The organism is Nocardia sp. NBC_01499, from assembly GCF_045040275.1.
Classification (GTDB): Bacteria; Actinomycetota; Actinomycetes; order Mycobacteriales; family Mycobacteriaceae; genus Nocardia.
In genome coordinates this window covers 8,872,381-8,890,454 of the sequence record NZ_CP109426.1, presented here as the reverse complement: position 1 = coordinate 8,890,454, position 18,074 = coordinate 8,872,381, and the positions used below count along the sequence as shown (strand labels likewise).

Annotated in this window: 15 protein-coding genes; 5 read left to right on the top strand and 10 right to left on the bottom strand. The window is 67.1% G+C overall.

Annotated features, from left to right (window positions below; all coding sequences use genetic code 11):
- The first annotated feature begins 53 nt into the window (after window positions 1-53).
- The 3 genes from OG203_RS40490 to OG203_RS40480 are packed head-to-tail and all read left to right on the top strand — an operon-like array spanning window position 54 to window position 2,307.
- Window positions 54-1,130: a sugar kinase gene (locus OG203_RS40490; RefSeq protein ID WP_405162473.1), complete on the top strand. Its 1,077-nt coding sequence runs from the start codon at window positions 54-56 to the stop codon at window positions 1,128-1,130.
- On the top strand, window positions 1,127-1,897 hold the full coding sequence (locus OG203_RS40485) for an IclR family transcriptional regulator (protein WP_405162472.1): 771 nt from the start codon (window positions 1,127-1,129) through the stop codon (window positions 1,895-1,897). Before OG203_RS40490 ends, OG203_RS40485 begins: the two co-directional genes overlap by 4 nt.
- Window positions 1,898-1,899: 2 nt before the next feature.
- A complete protein-coding gene (locus OG203_RS40480; protein WP_405162471.1) occupies window positions 1,900-2,307 on the top strand; it encodes a RidA family protein in 408 nt (135 codons plus the stop codon).
- Between the two features lie 94 nt (window positions 2,308-2,401).
- Here the strand turns inward: OG203_RS40480 and OG203_RS40475 are convergent, their stop codons facing one another.
- The 6 genes from OG203_RS40475 to OG203_RS40450 all read right to left on the bottom strand — a co-directional run bounded on the left by OG203_RS40475 (window position 2,402) and on the right by OG203_RS40450 (window position 11,756).
- The gene (locus OG203_RS40475; protein WP_405162470.1) at window positions 2,402-4,480 is read right to left on the bottom strand and encodes a dipeptide ABC transporter ATP-binding protein; all 2,079 of its coding nucleotides are present in this window, start codon (window positions 4,478-4,480) and stop codon (window positions 2,402-2,404) included.
- A gap of 11 nt (window positions 4,481-4,491) precedes the next feature.
- A complete protein-coding gene (locus OG203_RS40470; protein WP_405162469.1) occupies window positions 4,492-5,406 on the bottom strand; it encodes an ABC transporter permease in 915 nt (304 codons plus the stop codon).
- Entirely contained in the window at window positions 5,403-6,347 is a 945-nt protein-coding gene (locus OG203_RS40465) for an ABC transporter permease (protein WP_405162468.1), read from the bottom strand. The genes OG203_RS40470 and OG203_RS40465 overlap by 4 nt, the downstream gene beginning before the upstream one ends.
- A gap of 18 nt (window positions 6,348-6,365) precedes the next feature.
- Window positions 6,366-7,997, bottom strand: a complete 1,632-nt coding sequence (locus tag OG203_RS40460; RefSeq protein ID WP_405162467.1) for an ABC transporter substrate-binding protein — start codon at window positions 7,995-7,997, stop codon at window positions 6,366-6,368.
- Between the two features lie 183 nt (window positions 7,998-8,180).
- Window positions 8,181-9,812, bottom strand: coding sequence for an ABC transporter substrate-binding protein (locus OG203_RS40455; RefSeq protein ID WP_405162466.1), 1,632 nt, complete (start codon window positions 9,810-9,812; stop codon window positions 8,181-8,183).
- A 162-nt stretch (window positions 9,813-9,974) separates the two neighbouring features.
- On the bottom strand, window positions 9,975-11,756 hold the full coding sequence (locus OG203_RS40450) for a gamma-glutamyltransferase family protein (protein WP_405162465.1): 1,782 nt from the start codon (window positions 11,754-11,756) through the stop codon (window positions 9,975-9,977).
- 71 nt (window positions 11,757-11,827) lie between these two features.
- On the opposite strand from OG203_RS40450, the gene OG203_RS40445 reads away from it, so the two are divergent.
- Complete coding sequence (locus OG203_RS40445; protein WP_405162464.1) at window positions 11,828-12,727, top strand: LysR family transcriptional regulator; 900 nt, start codon at window positions 11,828-11,830, stop codon at window positions 12,725-12,727.
- A gap of 198 nt (window positions 12,728-12,925) precedes the next feature.
- Here the strand turns inward: OG203_RS40445 and ppc are convergent, their stop codons facing one another.
- On the bottom strand, window positions 12,926-15,697 hold the full coding sequence (ppc, locus tag OG203_RS40440) for a phosphoenolpyruvate carboxylase (protein ID WP_405162463.1): 2,772 nt from the start codon (window positions 15,695-15,697) through the stop codon (window positions 12,926-12,928).
- A gap of 87 nt (window positions 15,698-15,784) precedes the next feature.
- Here ppc and OG203_RS40435 point away from each other — a divergent pair, with 87 nt between their 5' ends.
- Window positions 15,785-16,282 carry a nitroreductase/quinone reductase family protein gene (locus OG203_RS40435; protein ID WP_405162462.1) on the top strand — a complete coding sequence of 166 codons (498 nt, stop codon included), beginning with the start codon at window positions 15,785-15,787 and terminating at the stop codon, window positions 16,280-16,282.
- Between the two features lie 39 nt (window positions 16,283-16,321).
- On the opposite strand, the gene OG203_RS40430 is transcribed toward OG203_RS40435, so the two are convergent.
- The 3 genes from OG203_RS40430 to OG203_RS40420 all read right to left on the bottom strand — a co-directional run bounded on the left by OG203_RS40430 (window position 16,322) and on the right by OG203_RS40420 (window position 18,038).
- On the bottom strand, window positions 16,322-16,741 hold the full coding sequence (locus tag OG203_RS40430; RefSeq protein ID WP_405162461.1) for a VOC family protein: 420 nt from the start codon (window positions 16,739-16,741) through the stop codon (window positions 16,322-16,324).
- Window positions 16,742-16,852: 111 nt separating this feature from the next.
- The gene (locus OG203_RS40425; protein ID WP_405168157.1) at window positions 16,853-17,389 is read right to left on the bottom strand and encodes a sugar O-acetyltransferase; all 537 of its coding nucleotides are present in this window, start codon (window positions 17,387-17,389) and stop codon (window positions 16,853-16,855) included.
- 106 nt (window positions 17,390-17,495) lie between these two features.
- Window positions 17,496-18,038 (bottom strand): GTP-binding protein, encoded by a 543-nt coding sequence (locus OG203_RS40420; protein WP_405168156.1) that lies wholly within the window; start codon window positions 18,036-18,038, stop codon window positions 17,496-17,498.
- Between the last annotated feature and the right edge of the window lie 36 nt (window positions 18,039-18,074).

Genomic DNA, 18,074 nt, shown 5'->3' with positions numbered 1-18,074 from the left:
TGGTTATTCTGCACGGGATGGCCGGTGGCCGCAAGCACGGGAAGGAGAACGGTGTGACGTGGCCTACGTCGACCCGCCCCAGGGCGGTAACCGTCGGCGAGGGACTCGCTGTGCTGGTGGCACAGCCGGGACCGCTGGAGGAGTCGGAGACCTTCGAGCGAACGGCGGGCGGTGCGGAGGCGAACGTGGCCACCGTGCTGCCCCAGCTTGGTGTCGATACGGCCTGGCTGTCCCGGGTCGGCGACGACGGCTTCGGCCGGTACCTCGTCGCGCACCTCGCGCAACGCGGCGTCGACGTGTCGGCAGTCGTCACCGATCCCGGCCGCCCCACCGCGGTGTACGTCAAGGAGCGCGGGAGCGGCTCGGGTAAGGCCACCGATCTGGCCGAGCGGGCCAGCCGCATGCTGTACTACCGGACCGGCTCCGCGGCAAGCGCGCTGTCGCCGTCCGATCTCGCGGCCACCGCGGCGGCCCGGCTGCTCGGGCAATGCGACCTGATCCACTTCACCGGGATCACCACCGCGCTGTCGGAGTCGGCGACCGAACTCACCGAGGCGCTGCTCGCACTCCCCCGCGACGGCAGGCTGGTCAGTTTCGACCTGAACTTCCGGCCCGCGCTGTGGGCCGGGCGCGTCGAGCTTGCCGCCGAGGTGCTCGCGCGCCACGTGCGCGGCTGCGATGTGGTCTTCCTCGGCGCCGACGAGGCCGGTGCGGTCTTCGGCACCGACGACGCCGACGAGTTGCGCGCGCTGTTCCCCGAACCGGCGCAGCTGATCGTCAAGAACGACGCGCACACGGTCACCGGATTCGCCGGTGCCCACCGCGTCGAGGTGCCTGCGCTCGGGCTCGAGGTCACCGAACGGATCGGCGCCGGCGACGCGTTCGCCGGTGGTTACCTCGCCGCGCTGCTGCACGGACGGCCGCTGGAACAGCGGTTGCGGCTCGGACACCTCTGCGCCGCAGCGGCTTTGACCGGTACCGGCGACGGCGCCGAACTTCCCGCACCGGCGATACTGGAGCGGCTCGCCACCGTGGACGAAAACGCCTGGGCCGAGCTGCATTACAACGACAGCCTCATTGGAGAATGTGGCCCCATCAGCCACCTTGAAGTCAGCGAGTCTCAGTCATGAGTCAAAGTTTGTCACGCGCGTTGACCATTCTCGTTGCGCTCGGCGAGGATTCGCGATCGTTGGACCAGCTGGCGACCCAGCTCGGCGTGCACAAGTCGACGGTGCTTCGACTGCTGCAGACGATGGAGGCCCAGCGCTTCGTCACCCACGACAACCAGCACCGCTACGTGCTCGGGTCGCGGCTGTTCGAACTGGCCAACCGCACCCTGGAGCAGCGCGACGTGCGCACCCTCGCGCGCCCGCACCTGAGCGCGTTGAACGCCGACACCAAACAGACGATCCACCTGGCCACCTACGAGTCCGGCGATGTCATCTACATCGATAAGCTCGACGCAACCCAGAGCGTGCGCATGTACTCGCGGGTCGGCCGCCCGGCCCCGCTGCACTGCACGGCCGTCGGCAAGGTGCTCATCTCGTCGCTGCCCCGCTCGGAATGGCGGGTCATCGCCGAGAAGATCGACTTCCACCCGTTCACCGAACGGACCATCCGCACCCCCGAGCGCTACCTGATGGAGCTGGAAAAGGTTGCCGCGCTTGGTTATGCGGAGGACCACGAGGAACACGAGAGCTTCGTCAACTGCATCGGAGTTCCGGTGCGCAACGGCACCGGCGCGGTGGTCGCCGCGGTCTCCATGTCGGTGCCGGACATGCTGCTCGATCACGACCAGGTGCTGGCCGAACTGCCGCGGGTTCGCGCGGCGGCCGACGCCATCTCCGCCGAGCTCGGCTGGATTCCCGGCCGCGCCACCACATCCACGAAAGGCTGACCATGAGTGAGAAGATCGCCGTCCGCACCACCGACGCGCCCGCACCCGCGCACACGTTCTCCCAGGGCGTGCGCAAGGGACCGTTCGTGCAGGTCTCTGGACAGGGCCCGGTCGACCCGGTCACCAACGAGTACCTCTACCCCGGTGACGTTGCGGCGCAAACGATCCGGACGCTGCAAAATGTGAAGGCGATCGTCGACGCGAGCGGGGCGACGTTCGACGATGTGGTGATGCTGCGCGTCTACCTGACCACCCGCGACGACTTCGGCGCGATGAACGACGCCTACGGCGAGTTCGTCAACGCCAACACCACCGGTGACGTATTGCCGAGCCGCACCACCGTTTTCACGGGACTGCCGCGTGCGGAAATGCTCGTCGAGATCGACGCCATCGCGATCGTCTCCGAGTAGAAACGAAGCAGCCGCCCCGACCAAGTGGGCCGGGGCGGCTGTTGCCGCGCCACGTAGTCAGCCGCGACGCGGGGCCTCGATTCGGCTGCGGTCCTTAGACTTTGGCAGCCAGCTCCTCGATAGACGCCGTGACGTCGCCATCCTTGGCAGCGTCGTTCGGCACGCTGTCGCCGACCACACCCGTGCCGGGGATCGCGTCCAGCAGTTGGCGCGTGTACGGGTCGGCGGGCGCGGTGAGCACGTCCTCGACCGGACCTTGTTCCACCACCTGCCCATTGCGCATCACCACGACGTCATGGGCCAGCGCGCGCACCACCGCGAGGTCGTGCGAGATGAACAGGTAGCTGACACCGAGCCGCTCCTGCAGCGAGGCGAGCAGCGTCAGAATCTGGTCCTGCACAAGAACATCCAGCGCCGACACCGCCTCGTCGCACACGACGAGCCGAGGCTCGATGGCAAGGGCACGGGCGATCGCGACACGCTGACGCTGGCCACCGGACAGCTCGTTCGGGTAGCGGTGCGCCATCGCGGCGGGCAACGCGACCTGCTCCAACAGCTCGGTCACCCGCGCGCCGCGGGACTTGCGATCGCCGATACCGAAGGCGCGCAACGGTTCCGCGATCAGTCGCTCGACCGTCCACATCGGGTCGAGCGACGCGTACGGATCCTGGAACACCGGCTGCATCGACAACCGCGCCGCACGCAGCTGCTCGCCACGCAGGCCGACCATGTCGACACCGTTCAACTTGATGGTGCCGGAGGTGACGGGCACCAGGCCGAGCACCATCCGCGCGGTCGTGGTCTTGCCAGAGCCGGACTCGCCGACGATCGCCGTGGTGCGGCCGCGAGCGATGGTGAACGACACATTGTCGACCGCGCGCAGCACGCCACCGCGACCGCGGATGCGGTACTCCTTGCTGATGCCGGAGACCTCGAGGATCGGGGAATCCTTGGCGGGCTCGGCAGTTACGGGCTTGGCGGCGGACTTTTCAACGGCGACCTTGTCATCGACAGCCTTGTCGTCGGTGACATTGCTGTCGGCGGCCGCCACGTCGGTGGTCTCGTCAGCGGCCTTCTCGTCGGCAGCCTTGCCATCGACAACCTTGCTGTCGACAGCCTTCTCGTCAGCGACCTCGCCCTCGGCGGACTTGCCCTTGGCGATCTTGCTGTCAGCGGCCTTGCCATTGGCCGACTTCTCGACGGCAGCCTCGCCATCAACGGCCTTCTCCGCAACGGCCTTCTCCGCAACGGCCTTGTCCCCGTCTGCGGCCGCACCATCGACAGCCTGCTCATCGGCGACTTCGCCGTCAGCAGCCTGCACGTCAGCACCCTCGCCAACAGCGGCCTGCTCCTCGAGCACCTCATCCACCACAACCGGATCAGCCCGCCGCGGCGCGATCAACGCGGGCGCCGCCGCGACCAACCGCCGCGTGTACTCCTCCTGCGGATCCGTCAGCACCTGCCGCGCCGGACCGGACTCCACGATCTTGCCGTCCGACATCACCACCACCCGGTCCGCCCGCTCGGCCGCGAGACCGAGATCGTGCGTCACCAGCAGCAGCGCGGTGCCTAGCTCCTGCGTCAGCTTCTCCAGGTGATCCAGAATCTGGCGCTGCACAGTCACATCCAGCGCCGAGGTCGGCTCGTCGGCAATCAGCAGAGCAGGACGGCAGGCCAGCCCGATCGCGATCAGCGCGCGCTGGCGCATGCCGCCGGAGAACTCGTGCGGGTACTGCCTGGCCCGCCGCGCCGGCTCGGGCAAGCCCGCCTGCCCGAGCAGCTCGATGGCCCGTTCCTTCGCCTCGCGCCGCGAGCAAACCTTGTGCGCGAGAAGGGTTTCCGAGACCTGACGACCCACCCGTGAGACCGGGTTCAGGTTGGACATCGGGTCCTGCGGCACCAGCCCGATCTCTTTGCCGCGCAGTTCGCGCAGCCGCTTCTCCTCGGCGTGCGTGATGTCCTCGCCGCGCCACCGAATGGTGCCGCCGGTGACCTGGCCGGAGCCGGGCAGCAGACCCATGATCGTGTGCGCCATAGTCGATTTGCCGGATCCGGAGGCGCCGACCACCGCGACCCGCTCCCCAGGCGCGATGACCAGGTTCGCGCCCTGTACCGCGGTCACCCCGCCGAAGGACACCCGCAGATCCGTGATCTCCAAGAGTGGTTCTGTCATTGCGGGCTCCTTCAGCGCCGTGTCTTCGGGTCGAGCGCGTCCCGCAGGGCGTCGCCGAAGAGGTTGAATCCCAAGCAGATGATCGCGAGCGCCACACCGGGGAAGATGCCCGGCCATGGTGTGCGGGTCAGGTACTGCTGTGCGTCGGACAGCATGATGCCGAGGCTTGGCGCGGGCGGCTTGATGCCGAGCCCGAGGAAGGACAGGATCGCCTCGCCGATCACCGCCGTCGGCATGATCACCGTGGCCTGCACGATGATCGGCGCCAACGAGTTGGGCAGGATGTGCTCACCGAGGATGCGCCAGGACGGCACGTCCATCGTGGTCGCGGCGAGCACGAAGTCGGTTTCCTTGAGCCGCAACGTTTCCGCGCGCACCACCCGCATCATGATCGGCACCTGCGCGATGCCGAGCGCGATCGCGGCGTCGGCGAGCCCGCCACCGTTGATCGCGGTGAACCCGACCGCGAGGATGACGAACGGGAACGCGAGCAGCACATCGGACACCCGCGACAGGATCATGTCCAGCGACCGCCAGTACCCGGCGAGCAGGCCGAGCGGCACGCCGATGAGCACCGCGCACAGCACCGAGAGCACGCCGACCTCGAGCGAGGCCCGGGTGCCGTAGAGCACCCTCGAGAGGATGTCGCGTCCCAGATCGTCTGTGCCCAAAGCGAATCCGACGGTCGCCGGATGCTGGAACGGGGTGCTGAAGTGCACCTCGCTCGGCGAGTACGGCGCGAGCAACGGCGCGAACACGCCGACGAAGATCACGATCAGCAGCAGCACCGCGCCGACCATGCCGAGCGGGTTGCGCCACAGCTGGCGCAGCACACGACCGCGCACCGCCGCCAATGGCGGGGTTTGCACCGGGCCGGTTTCGACGCCGGGGTTGGTTTCGGCGACCGGGGTGTCGATGACTGTCATTGCGCCCTCCCGGACACTCGCACGCGGGGGTCGATCACCGTGTAGAGCACATCGACCAGCAGGTTGATCACGATGTAGGACGCGGCGATCACCAAGATGACCGCCTGGATGACCGGGTAGTCGCGGGTGAACACCGAGTCGAGGGTGAGCTTGCCCATGCCGGGCAGGCTGAAGATGCGCTCGGTGACCACCGCACCAGCGATGAGCCCGCCGAGTTGCAGGCCGACGATCGTGGTGACCACGATCAGGCTGTTGCGCAGGCCGAATCGGAAGATGACCGCGCCGCGGCTGAGCCCCTTGGCCCGTGCGGTGCGCACGAAGTCGGCGGTCAGCGTCTCCACCATCGACGACCGGGTCTGGCGCTGCACCACCGCGGCATGCGCGAGACCGAGGATGATCGCGGGCAGCGTCAAGAAGTAGAGGCCGCGCAGCGGATGCTCGAACGGCGAGACGTATCCCGAGGCCGGGAACCAGTTCAGCTGCACCGACAGATACAGCACGGCGAGGATGCCGACCCAGAAGGTCGGCACCGACAGCGCGGCAAGCGAGAAGCCGTTGGCCGCCCACTCGGGCCAGCGACCGCGATACACCGCCGCGATCACACCGCCGATCACACCGGCCAGCACCGCGATGACCATGGCGTACAGCGCGAGCTGCATGGTCACCGGCAGTGTCGTGCCGATCATGTCGATGACCGGCGTTCCGGTGCGGATCGACCGGCCGAAGTCACCGGTCAGCGCGTGCCAGACGAATTCGAAGTACTGCACCGGCAGCGACCGGTCCATCCCCAATTCGGCGCGCACAGCGGCGATGGCCGCCGGATCGGCTTGCTCGCCCGCCATCACCGTTGCCGGATCGCCCGGTAGCGCGCGCACCCCGAGGAAGACAACGATCGACGCGAGCACCAACGTGACAGCGGACTGCCACAGACGGTGAAACACATACTGCAACATGGATTTTCAGCCCTTCCGATCCGCGACGAACGCGGCCTTGCCGAGCCGCACAGCGCCGTCGGCGTACACCTCGATGCCCGTCACCCATGTCGAGTGCACGGTCAAGTTACGCAGACGGTAGGTGTAGACATACGGGTTCTCCCGCGAGATATACCGCACCGCCTGCTCATAAAGCGCACCGCGTTGCGCGGCGCTCGTACTGTGTGCGGCCCAGCCGAGGATGTCGTCCAGGGCGGGTGAGTTGTATCCGCTGTAGTTACCGTTCGAGCCGGTGGTCAGGAACCGGGCGGTGTTGCCGTCCGGGTCGATGCGGCCGGACCAGCCGAGCAGCAGTGCCTCGTAGGTGCCGCGCTTCTGCGCGTCAAGCATGGCCGAGTACTCGGTGGGCACGATCCGCAGGTCGAATCCGCCCTGCGCGACGCTGTCCCGCAGTTCCTGCGCGTATTCCAGCTGATCCTGGACGTTCATCACCTGCATGGTGACCGGGTACGGCAGCTGCACCCCGGCCTCCTCCAGCAGCTCCTTCGACCGCTTCGGATCGAAGAGCGGGCAGGCGGTACTTGCCTGCGTCGCGTAGGAGGTGCGTGGCGCGATCGGCGTGCAGGCGGGCTCGTACCAGTTGTTGAACGCCTTCTTGACCAGCGCGTTTCGATCGGTGGCCAGCGAGAACGCCAGCCGGACCCGCGCATCCTTGGCGATCGCGGTGTTGATCGGCTTGATCGGTTTGCCCGCGCCGTCGACATTGCCGACGTTAATATACAGGCCCTGGAAGCCGAACGACCCCGACTGCAGCAGATGTAGCTGCGGAACCTTGGACAGCTCGTCGATGTCCTGTGGAGACATGGTGTCGGCGACTTGAATGTCACCGGAGCGCAGATTCGCCGCGCGCAGCCTGGAGTCGGGCATGATCCGGTAGGTGATCGAATCGAAGTGCACGTTCTTCGCGTCGTAGTACAGCGGGTCACGCACGACGGCGATCGACGTGGTCGGCACCCGCTTGGCGAACTTGAACGGCCCGACGCACACCGGGTGATCGCCGAAGTCCTTGCCTGACTCTTTCAGCGCGGCCGGCGACATGATCATCCCGGCGCGGTCCGCCAGCGCGGCAGTGAGCGGCGCGAACGGCTCTTTGTACTTGATCACCACGTGGGTGGAGTCGGCGGCCTCGATCTGGTCGATCGGGCCCATCTCGCCGGTGCGCTGGGAGCCTTCCATCTTCCAGTGCCGCTGCAAGCTGGTCTCGACCGCGTCGGCGTTGAAGGTGGTGCCGTCGGCGAACTGGATCCCGCTGCGCACCGGAATGGTGACCGTCAGGCCGTCCGCCGAGATATCCGGGAGCGCGGTGGCCAACTGTGGCACCAGGTTTCCGGACGCGTCGTTGTCGTAGAGCTTCTCGCAGATCGTGCTCATCACGTAGCGCATGTAGAGCGAGCTGGAGGTGGTCGGATCGAGCTTGTCCGGGTCGTTCGACAGGCCCATCACCAGATCACCGCCCTCACGCACCGGCTGCGTGCCTACGGGTGTGCCGTAATCATCGACGTGCGTAGCGGTCTCGGTGGGTGGTTGCGTCGGTGCGCAGGCAGCGAGGACGGCGGCGACGACACCGAGGACCGCCATCCGAGTGGAGCGAACGAGCATGGGCTACAACATACTTCAACACGCTGCATTTTTCGCCACCACCGTTTCTTTTTGTACATTGTTCTCTTAACCGCCACTGTACGAAATGAAGGTGAGCGAAAAAGGATACGGAAAATAGCGGTCCGGCGAATCCGGACCGCTATTCCCGATCAGTGTTCTGCTATTGAGCTACGGCGCGCCTTTTCAGCTCTTCTGATCCTTGTAGGCGGCCTTCCCGAGCCGGATGACACCGTCGGCGTATGCCTCGATACCGGTCACCCGCGTGGTGTGCACGGTGAGCACGCGGATTCGGTAGGTGTAGACGTAGGGATTGTCCTGCTGGATCAACGCCGTCGTCTTGCCATAGAGCTCGGCACGCTGTGCCGGGTCGGTGGCGCGGGCGGCTTTCGCGAACAAGTCGTCCAGGGCGGGGTTGCTGTATCCGGCGTAATTGCCGGACGAGCCGGTGGTGAGGAACTTGGAGATATTCGCGTCCGGGTCGAGCCGTCCGGACCAGCCGAGGTAGAGCGCCTCGTAGGTGCCGCGCTTCTGGACGTCGAGCAGGGTCGCGTACTCGGTTGGCACGATCTTGAGGTCGAATCCGCCCGCCGCGAGGCTCGCCTGCCATGCCTGCGCGTAGCGGAGCTGGTCCGGGGAATTCGTTACCTGCATTGTCACCTGGTACGGCAGCTTCAGCCCCGCCTCGGTGAGCAATTGCTTGGACCGCTCCGGATCATAGGCGGGACAGGCGATTCCGGCTTCGGTCGCGAATGTGCTGCCAGGCACAATGCCCGAGCAGGCGGTTTCGAACCAGTTGTTGAAGACCGTGTCGACCAGCGTTTTGCGGTCGGTGGCCAGCGAGAATGCCAGCCGGACCCGGGGATCCTTCGCGATCGGGGTGTCGATCTGCTTGGTCGGCTTGCCGACGCCGTCGACGTTGCCGATATTGATGTAAGCGCCGTAGAAGCCGAGCGATCCGGATTGCAGCACCCGCAGGTCGGGATCCTTGGCCAACGCGTCGACGTCCTGCGGCGAGATCGTGTCGGCGACCTGGATGTCACCCGAGCGCAGATTCGCCGCGCGGATGTTGGCATCGGTGATGATCCGGTAGGTCACCTTGTCGAGGTGCACGTTCTTCGCGTCGTAGTACAGCGGGTCGCGGACCACCTCGATCGAGGTCTGTGGCACCCGCTTGACGAATTTGAACGGTCCGATGCACACCGGGTGATCGCCGAAGTTCTTGCCCTCGTCCTTCCCGAGCGCGACCGGCGACATGATCATCCCGGCCCGGTCGGCAAGGGCGGCGGTGATCGGCGCGAACGGCTTTTTGTAGCGAATCACAACGTGCGTCGGATCGGCGGTCTCGATGGCCGAGATCGGGCCCATTTCGCTGGTCCGCTGCGAGGTCTTCATGGTGAAGTGCCGCTGCAGACTGGTCTGCACCGCGGCCGCGTCGAACGGGGCACCGTCGGCGAATTTGACGCCTTCACGGACCGGAATGGTGACCGTCAGCCCGTCCTCGGAGACGTCGGGCAGCGCGGTGGCCAACTGCGGCACCAGGTTTCCGGACGAGTCGTTGTCGTAGAGCTTCTCGCAGATCGAGTTCATCACGAAACGCGTGTACAACGAACTGGAGGTAGTCGGGTCGAGCTTGTCGGGTTCGGAGGAAAGGCCCATCACCAGGTCGCCGCCCTCACGTACCGGCTGCGATCCCACGGGTGTGCCGTAATCATCTGTGTGCGTCGCGGTCCCAGCGATGTGCTGTACCGGTGCGCAGGAGGCGATGGCCACGGCGGTTACGCCGAGCACCAGCATCCGTGTGAAGCGAGCGAGCATGCGCTACAAGATACTTCAACGTTTCGCACTTTTCTCGCCGGGTATTCGTTTTCGTAGATTGTTCTTGTTTACGCCATCGGGCGAATCGCCGGGCTCCTGAAAATGACACGACAAATAGCGGTCCGGCGTATCCGGACCGCTATTTGCTATTTAAGTGTTCAGTTATCGTCCCGCGGCGTAGCCCTGCATGCCTCGGGGATTGGCTCCAGCTGAAAGTACACCGTTCTCACGGTCGCGAGCCACCGCGCACAACCGGCCTTCCGACCACGGCGGGCCGACCGTCACGCGATGTCCCCGTCGTTCCAGGTCGGAGATCACCTCGGTGCCGATCCGCGACTCGACGATCACCGCACCCGGGCTCATCGCACGCGGATAGAACGAGCCGGGGAAACTCTCCTGATGCCAGTTCGGTGCGTCGATGGCGCCTTGCAGATCGAGACCGCCGCGCACTTTCTCGCGCATCGCGACGGCGAGGAAGAAATGCAGGCTCCATTGATCCTGTTGATCGCCACCCGGAGTGCCGAACGCCATAACGGCCTCGCCGTCGCGCAGCGCCAGCGACGGGCTGAGCGTGGTGCGCGGGCGGCGGCCCGGCGTGAGCGAATTGGGTAGGCCCGGTTCCAGCCAGGCCATCTGTAGTCGGGTGCCGAGCGGGAAACCGAGTTCGGGCACCACCGGATTGGATTGCAGCCAACCGCCACTCGGCGTCGCCGCGATCATATTGCCCCAGCGGTCCACGATATCGACCTGGCAGGTGTCGCCGCGGGTGGCGCCGGAGGTGGCCACCGTCGGCTCGCCCGCGCCGAGCGGAACATCAACGGCGTCAATGGAACTGGTCTGCACGTAGCCGCTGAGCCGAGGGCGCTGGCCGTCCGGGCTGCCCGGACGCAGTTCGTAGGACGCCTGCGGTCCGATCAACGCGCTGCGCTGCGCGTTGTACCAGGGGGAAAGCAGCGTCGCGAGCGATACCTGGGTGCTGTCGCCGTACCAGGCCTCCCGGTCGGCCATCGCGAGCTTCGAACCCTCGATCAGGGTGTGGTAGTACTCCGGCGTGCCGTACTCGAGCCGTTCCGGCAGCAGCGCGAGCTGCTGCAGCATGACCGGACCCTGGCTCCACAGGCCCGGCTTCGCGACGGTCCAGCCGTTCCAGGTGTAGGTGACCGGATTCTCGTACGACGCTTCGAAGTTCGCCAGATCGTCACCGGTCAGCGTGCCGACGTGGCGCTCACCCGAGGTGTCCATGGTCGGCCGCGCGGCGGCGGCGACCAGCGCCTCGGCGATGAAACCCTCGCGCCAGATGCGGCGCGCGGCCTCGATCTGACCGTCCCGATCGCTGCTCGCGGCCTCGGCTTCGGCGATCAGCCGCCGCCAGGTCGCGGCCAGTGCCGGATTCCGCAGCAGCGCGCCCGCGGCGGGTGCCTTTCCGTCGCGCAGGTAGAGCTCGGCGGAGCTGGTCCACTCGTTCTCGAACAGCTCGGCCACCGTCTGGACGGTCTCGCCGACCCGCTCGACCGCGGGGTGGCCGCGCTCGGCATTGCTGATCGCGTACGACAGCACCTCGGCGAGCCGCTTGGTGCCGTGATCGCGCAGCAGCACCATCCACGCATCGAACGCGCCGGGCACTGCGGCGGCCAGCGGCCCGGTGCCTGGCACCAGGTCGAGGCCGAGCGCGTTGTAGCGGGCGATGGTGGCCCCGGCCGGCGCCGGACCCTGGCCGCACAGCACACGGGGGGGCAGCCCCGCGGGCGCCAGGATGATCGGCACTTCACCGGCCGGGCCGTTCAGATGTGGCTCGACCACGTGTAACACGAACCCCGCGGCGACCGCCGCGTCGAACGCGTTACCGTCGTTCTCGAGTACCGCCATCGCGGCGGCCGAGGCGAGCCAGTGGGTTGATGACACCATCCCGAAGGTGCCCTGCAAGGTGGGACGCGTGGTGAACACCTGCTGAGTATCTCTCCCGAACGGTACGTACGTCCAAGACATCTATGGCACCAAACCGATAGCCTATGGTTATGGAACGCAGGCAGCTGGAGTACTTCGTCGCCATCGTCGAGCACGGCGGGTTCACCCATGCCGCGCGGGCACTACGGGTAGCCCAGCCGTCGCTGTCGCGGGCGATCGGCAAGCTCGAGCGCGAGCTAGGGGTGGCGCTATTCCATCGGGTCGGCCGCAATGCCGTGCTCAGCAATGCGGGCGAATTCATGGCCGATCGCGCGCGGCAGGTGCTGCGTGATCTCGACGCGCTGCGGGCCGCCGCGCAGGCCGTCGGTGAAGGTGTGGTCGGCCGGGTGGATGTCGCGGCCACCTCGTCCTCGACGCTGGAACCGGTGATCAGCACCATCGCCGAACTCCGCGAGCATCATCCCGGTCTGACGGTGGGCACCTGGTCGGCGCTGTCGGCGGCGGAGGTGGTCGCCATGGTGTTGCGCGGGCGCTGCGAGGCAGGGGTCTGCGGCAGCGCGGAGCGACCAGCGGGCCGCGGCCTGGTGGCGCATCACCTGCGTGACGAACAGTTCCTGCTGGTCGCGCCGCCGGGCACCAAGCTCGGCACCGATGGCACAGTCACGCCAGAAGACCTGCGCGGCATGAGCTTTGTCATCACCCAGCCGGCCACCGCGGTCCGGGCCCGCTTCGACCGGCTCGCCGCCACCGTCGGCGATCTGCGCATCGCCGCCGAGGTCGGCGACCGCAGCGTGGTGCTGCCGATGGTGTTGCGCGGTATCGGCTGTGGCCTCATGCCCGACGGCTGGCACGATCTGGCGCTGCGCGCGGGAGCCGAGGTCTATCGGTTCGATCCGCCGGAGAAGCTGCCGCAGTGGCTGGTACATCGCGGCGGTCCGCTCACCGCCGCAGCCCAAGCCTTCGTCGACACCACACTCACCCAGGCCGCACGCGCGCGCTCGGCCGCCTGAGCCGCACCAGTTTTGGCATCCGCGCGCGGGTCAGTACGGCGAGTCTGCGTGCGGGACATCAGAAGGCGTGCGCCTCTGCAGCTGCGCGCCAGTACGTAGCGCCCGATCGAATCGGGCCCCGCCGCGGCCGCACCACTTCTGACAAACGCACGCGTGTTAGTGCGGCGAGTTTGCGTGCGGGCTATCAGAAGCGTGCGGTTAGCCCGAGTTGCGCAATGCGGTGGCGAGGCCGTTCATGGTGAGCAGGATGCCGCGCTTGACGAGTTCCGAGTCGTCGCCCGCGCGCAGTCTGCGCAGCAGCTCGACCTGCATCTGGTTCAGCGGCTCCAGGTATGGGAAGCGGTTGTGGATCGACTCGGCCAGTGACGGGTTGTCGGCGAGCAGGTGATCGTTGCCGGTGATCGCGGCGTGCATCCGGATGGTCCTGGCGTGCTCGTCGCGGATCATCCCGAAGATCTGCTCCCGCAGCGCCACATCCTCGACCAGCTCGGCGTAGCGGGCGGCGATATCGAGGTCGCTCTTGGCCATCACCTGCGCCAGGTTCGACAGCACGGTGCGCAAGAACGGCCAGCGGCGGTACAGGTCGGTCAGGGTCGCCAGTCGTTCGGGATCGCCACCGATCCATTCCTCCAGCGCGGTTCCGGTGCCGTACCAGCCGGGCAGCATCACCCTGGCCTGGCTCCAGGACATCACCCACGGGATGGCGCGCAGATCCGACACCGAGCTCGTCGGCTTGCGGGAGGCGGGCCTGCTGCCGATATTCAGGTCGCCGACCTCGGCCACCGGGGTGGACTGACGGAAATACTCGACGAATCCCGGTGTTTCGTGCACCAGTCGCGCGTAGGCCGCGCGGGCACGATCGGCCAGTTCGTCCATCAGCTCGTAGGACGGCTCGGCGTCCGGCCCGAGTCCCTCCACATCGAGCAGCGTCGACTCCAACGTGCCCGCGATGAGCGACTCCAGATTGCGGTGCGCCGCACCGGGTTCGGCGTACTTGGCGGCGATCACCTCGCCCTGCTCGGTCAGCCGCAACGAACCGCGCACCGCACCCGCGGGCTGGGCCAGAATGGCGTCGTAGCTGCGGCCGCCGCCGCGACCGACGGTGCCACCGCGACCGTGGAAGAGCCGCAACCGAATTCCGGACTTGCGCGCCACCTCGATGAGATCGAGCTCGGCCCGGTAGAGCGCCCAGTTCGCGGCAAGGTACCCGCCGTCCTTGTTCGAATCCGAGTACCCGAGCATCACCTCCTGCCGCATACCGCGCGCCGCGACCAGGTCGCGGTACACCGGGACATCCAGTGCGGCAGACAAAGTCGCCGCACCCGCGCCGAGGTCCTCGATCGTCTCGAACAGCGGAACGATGCCGACCGAGCAGTGCGGCGGCCCGTCCGGCTCGCCGGGATCGAGCAGGCCGCCCTCCTTCAACAGCAGCGCCGCCTCCAGCATGTCGCTGACCGAGGTGCACATGCTGATGATGTAGTTGGGCACCGCCTCTGCGCCGAAGGTATCCACCACATCGCGTGCGGCACAGACGATATCGACCTCCTTGCGGGCCAACTCGCTCAGCCTGGCGTGCGGACCGAGCAGCAGACGTCGGGTGCGCAGCTCCTCCGCGAGCAGCTCGACGCGCTGTTGTTCGGGCAGGCTCGCGTAGTCCGGATGCACACCGGCCCAAGCCAATAGCTCGGCGACGACCTGTTCGTGCACCTCCGAGTTCTGCCGCATGTCCAGGCCCTGTAGGTGGAAACCGAAGGTCTCGATCGCGTGCCGCAGTGCGGCGAGACGGTCGTCGGCGAGCAGCTGATCGCCGCTGGCCCGCAGCGAGGCGTCCACCGTGTCGAGATCGTCGAGCACCGCCTGCGGCGTCGGGTACGGCTCGGCGTCGACATCGAGTCCGTTCGGCGGCACCGTGCCGAGGGCGCGCAGTGCCGAGGCCGTCAACCGTCCTCGGATGCTGTGCAGCGCACGGCGATACGGCTCGTCGGCGTGGCTGGCCGGATCGGGGTAACCGGCCTCGGCCAGCGCACTCACCTCGGGCGTCACCGCGACCAGGCGCGACGACAGCGCAAGGGCCTTCTCCAGTTCGACAAGCTCGCGCAGATACCGGGAGAAGGCGACCTTCGCCGCCTGATGCCCGGCCTGCCGCACGACATCCGCTGTCACGTACGGGTTTCCGTCGCGGTCGCCGCCGATCCACGAGCCGGGACGCAGGATCGGGCGCGGCAGCAGTTCGGCGCCGGGCCAGCGGGAGCGCAGCGCCGCACGCACCTCGGCGTTGATCGCCGGGATCACGTCGAACAGGGTGATGTCGTAGTAGCGCAGGCCCACCGAGATCTCGTCCTGGATTCGCAAGCGCTGCAACCGGATCAGCGCGGTGCGCCACAGGCTGAGCACCTGATGACGGATCTGCTGCTCGAATTCGGCACGCTCACGCTCGGTTTCGGTGAAACGCTGACGCAACCGCATCAGCTCGGTGATCCTGGTCTGCCCGTCGAACACCGTGCGGCGGCGGGTCTCGGTGGGGTGGGCGGTGATCACCGGCGAGACCAGCGCGTCGGCAAGCAGGTCGGCGACCTGCGCGCCGTCCAGCGCCGCCGCGTCGAGCTTGCGATAGGTGGCGGCCAGCGAGGAGTCCTGCGGCGGCTCACCGGCCGCCTCGTGCGCCTTGCGGCGGCGGTCGCGCTGGATGTCTTCGGCCAGGTTGGCCAGCAGCACGAAGTAGCTGAACGCGCGGATCAGCGGCAGCGCCACCCCGATATCGACCCCGTCGAGCATCTCCGCGACCGCACTGCGCTCGACCTCGGCACGCCGCACCCGGAAGGCCTCGATGCGCACCCGCTCGATGAGGTCGAACACCTCGGGGCCCTCGTGGTCGCGGATGGTGTCGCCGAGCACGCCACCGAGAAATCGGATGTCGTCGCGCAGTGGCCGGATGGCGTCGTGTTGCGTCTCGCTCGTCGATTCACCCATGATCAAACAGTATTGCCGTCGAACCGGTGTTGGTATGCGACGCCGCCCACACCGTGTCGCCGAGGGCGACCGGCGGTACCGTAGGCCATGGTCGAGAACGCCCCCGACAACCGCGCCGCGCTCACGCTCAGCGGCCGAATCGCGCATTTCGGCAGTACGCGGTTGACCACCATCAGTCACTGGCAGGGCCGCCTGCACAACGCGCTGTACCAACGATTCAGCGGAACGGTGCTCGGAAAATGGATGGGCCGCCCGGTATTCCAGCTGACCGTGCCTGGCCGCAAGTCGGGCGAGCCGCGCCCAGTGATCTTGATGCTGGTCCGCGACGGCGACGATCTGCTGGTCACCGGATCGTTCGCCGGCAACCCGAAACCGCCGAACTGGTGGGGCAATCTGGTCGCCGCCGGTGGCGGGGAGGTGCGGGTCGGCCGGGAGAGTTGGCCGGTGACCGCCAGGGTGATCACCGATCCCGCCGAATACTCCGCGTACTGGCGCACCATGGTTGCCCAGTACCCGGATTACGCGACGTACCAGGCGCTCACCTCGCGCAAGCTGCCGATCGCGGTCTTGACCCGGGCCCGTTGACCCCCGGAGAAGCCCAGGGGGTCAACGAGTTTCGTTCGGTCAGCCGAGGATCTCGGAGAACCGCAGGTAGTTGCCCCACGGGTCGCGGAAGCCGCAGTCGCGCACGCCGTACGGCTGAGTGATCGGCTCCTGGGTGACCTCGACGCCCGCGTCGCGCAGGCGGGCGAAGGTGTCGTCGGCCGACTCGGTGGTGAAGATCAGCGTGCCCGCCGCGCCGTTCTTCAGCCGCGCCTGCGCCGCCTCGCGCGCCTCCGGGGTCGGGTTCATCTCGGGAACCTCGAGGATGAATTCGATGCCGGGCTGACCGACCGGTCCGACGGTCAACCAGCGGCCGCCCGGGAACGCCATGTCCTGGCGCACCTCGAGGCCGAGCACGTCGCGATAGAACTCGAGCGCCTTCTCCTGGTCGCCGACCAGCATGGCGACGTGGCTGAGTGCGAGATCTTTGCCGTTGCTCATTATGTGTTCTCCTTCAGAAAGCGGGACACCACTACTGACGGCGCCGCCGAGCCGAATTCATCGGTCGGCGCAGTGTCTGTCGTCACAGTTCAGAAGTATCGCCCAAGGCCCCTACAGCTCGCGGATCACCCGCGCTGGATTACCGGCCGCGAACACCCGCGGCGGCAGGTCCCTGGTAACCACACTCCCCGCGCCGACCACGGTGTTGTCCCCCACGGTGACACCAGGACACACGATCACCCCGCCGCCGAACCACACGTTGTTCCCGATCCGGATCGGCGCCGCCGTCTCCCACCGCTGTCTGCGCAGCTCATGATCTTCCATCGGATGCAACGCCGTCAGCAACTGACACCGTGGCCCGATCGATACGTCATCACCGATGCTGATCGGCGCGCAGTCCAGCAGGATCGCATCGTAATTCAGAAAGCTGTTCGCGCCGATCTCGATGAGATACCCGTAGTCGCACTGGAATCGCGGCATGATCCACGACCCCTCCCCGACCTTCCCGAGCAACTCCCGCAACACCGCGTCCCGTCGCTCGGTCTCCTCGGGCCCACTCCGGTTGAACTGATCACACAGTTCGGCAGCCCGCCGCCGCTCCCCCACCAACTCCGCGTCATTGTCCCGATACAGCTCCCCGCGGAGCATCCGCTCCTTCATCTCACCCACCCGCGCCACCCTAACGAACGAACGGGACACGGCGGCGGCAAGCTTTCGAGGGCTGACGCGGCTATGTCCCGTCCGGTGGAGGTAGTTACGCGGGCAGACCCTGCACCGATAGTCGGTGGAACAGGACCTGCTCCAGCAGGGCGACGAGCACTTCCTTCACCGATTCGCGGTCGCGCGCATCGCATTCCAGGACCGGGATCCAGTCGTCGAGTTCCAGGGCCTCGCGGACCTCGGCGAGGTCGAAATGCATGCCGTTGTCGAAGCGGTTGACCACCACGACGAATGGCGTCTGCTTTTCCTCGAAGTAGTCGAGCACGGGGTAGCAGTCGCCGACCCGGCTGGTGTCGACCATGATCACCGCGCCGAGCGCGCCGTCGACCAAGTCGTCCCACAGGAAGACGAAACGGTCCTGGCCCGGCGTGCCGAACAAGTACAGAATCAGGGAGCGGTCCAACGTGATTCGGCCGAAGTCGAGCGCGACCGTGGTCTGCGTCTTCTCCGCGCGCCGACCGGGGTCATCGATGCCGATGGCCACCTCGGTCATCGCCGCCTCGGTGACCAGTGGCTCGATCTCGGAGATCGCGCCGATGAATGTCGTCTTGCCGACACCGAATCCACCGCTGATCACGATCTTCACCGAGGACGGCATCGTCGGTGGTGGCGG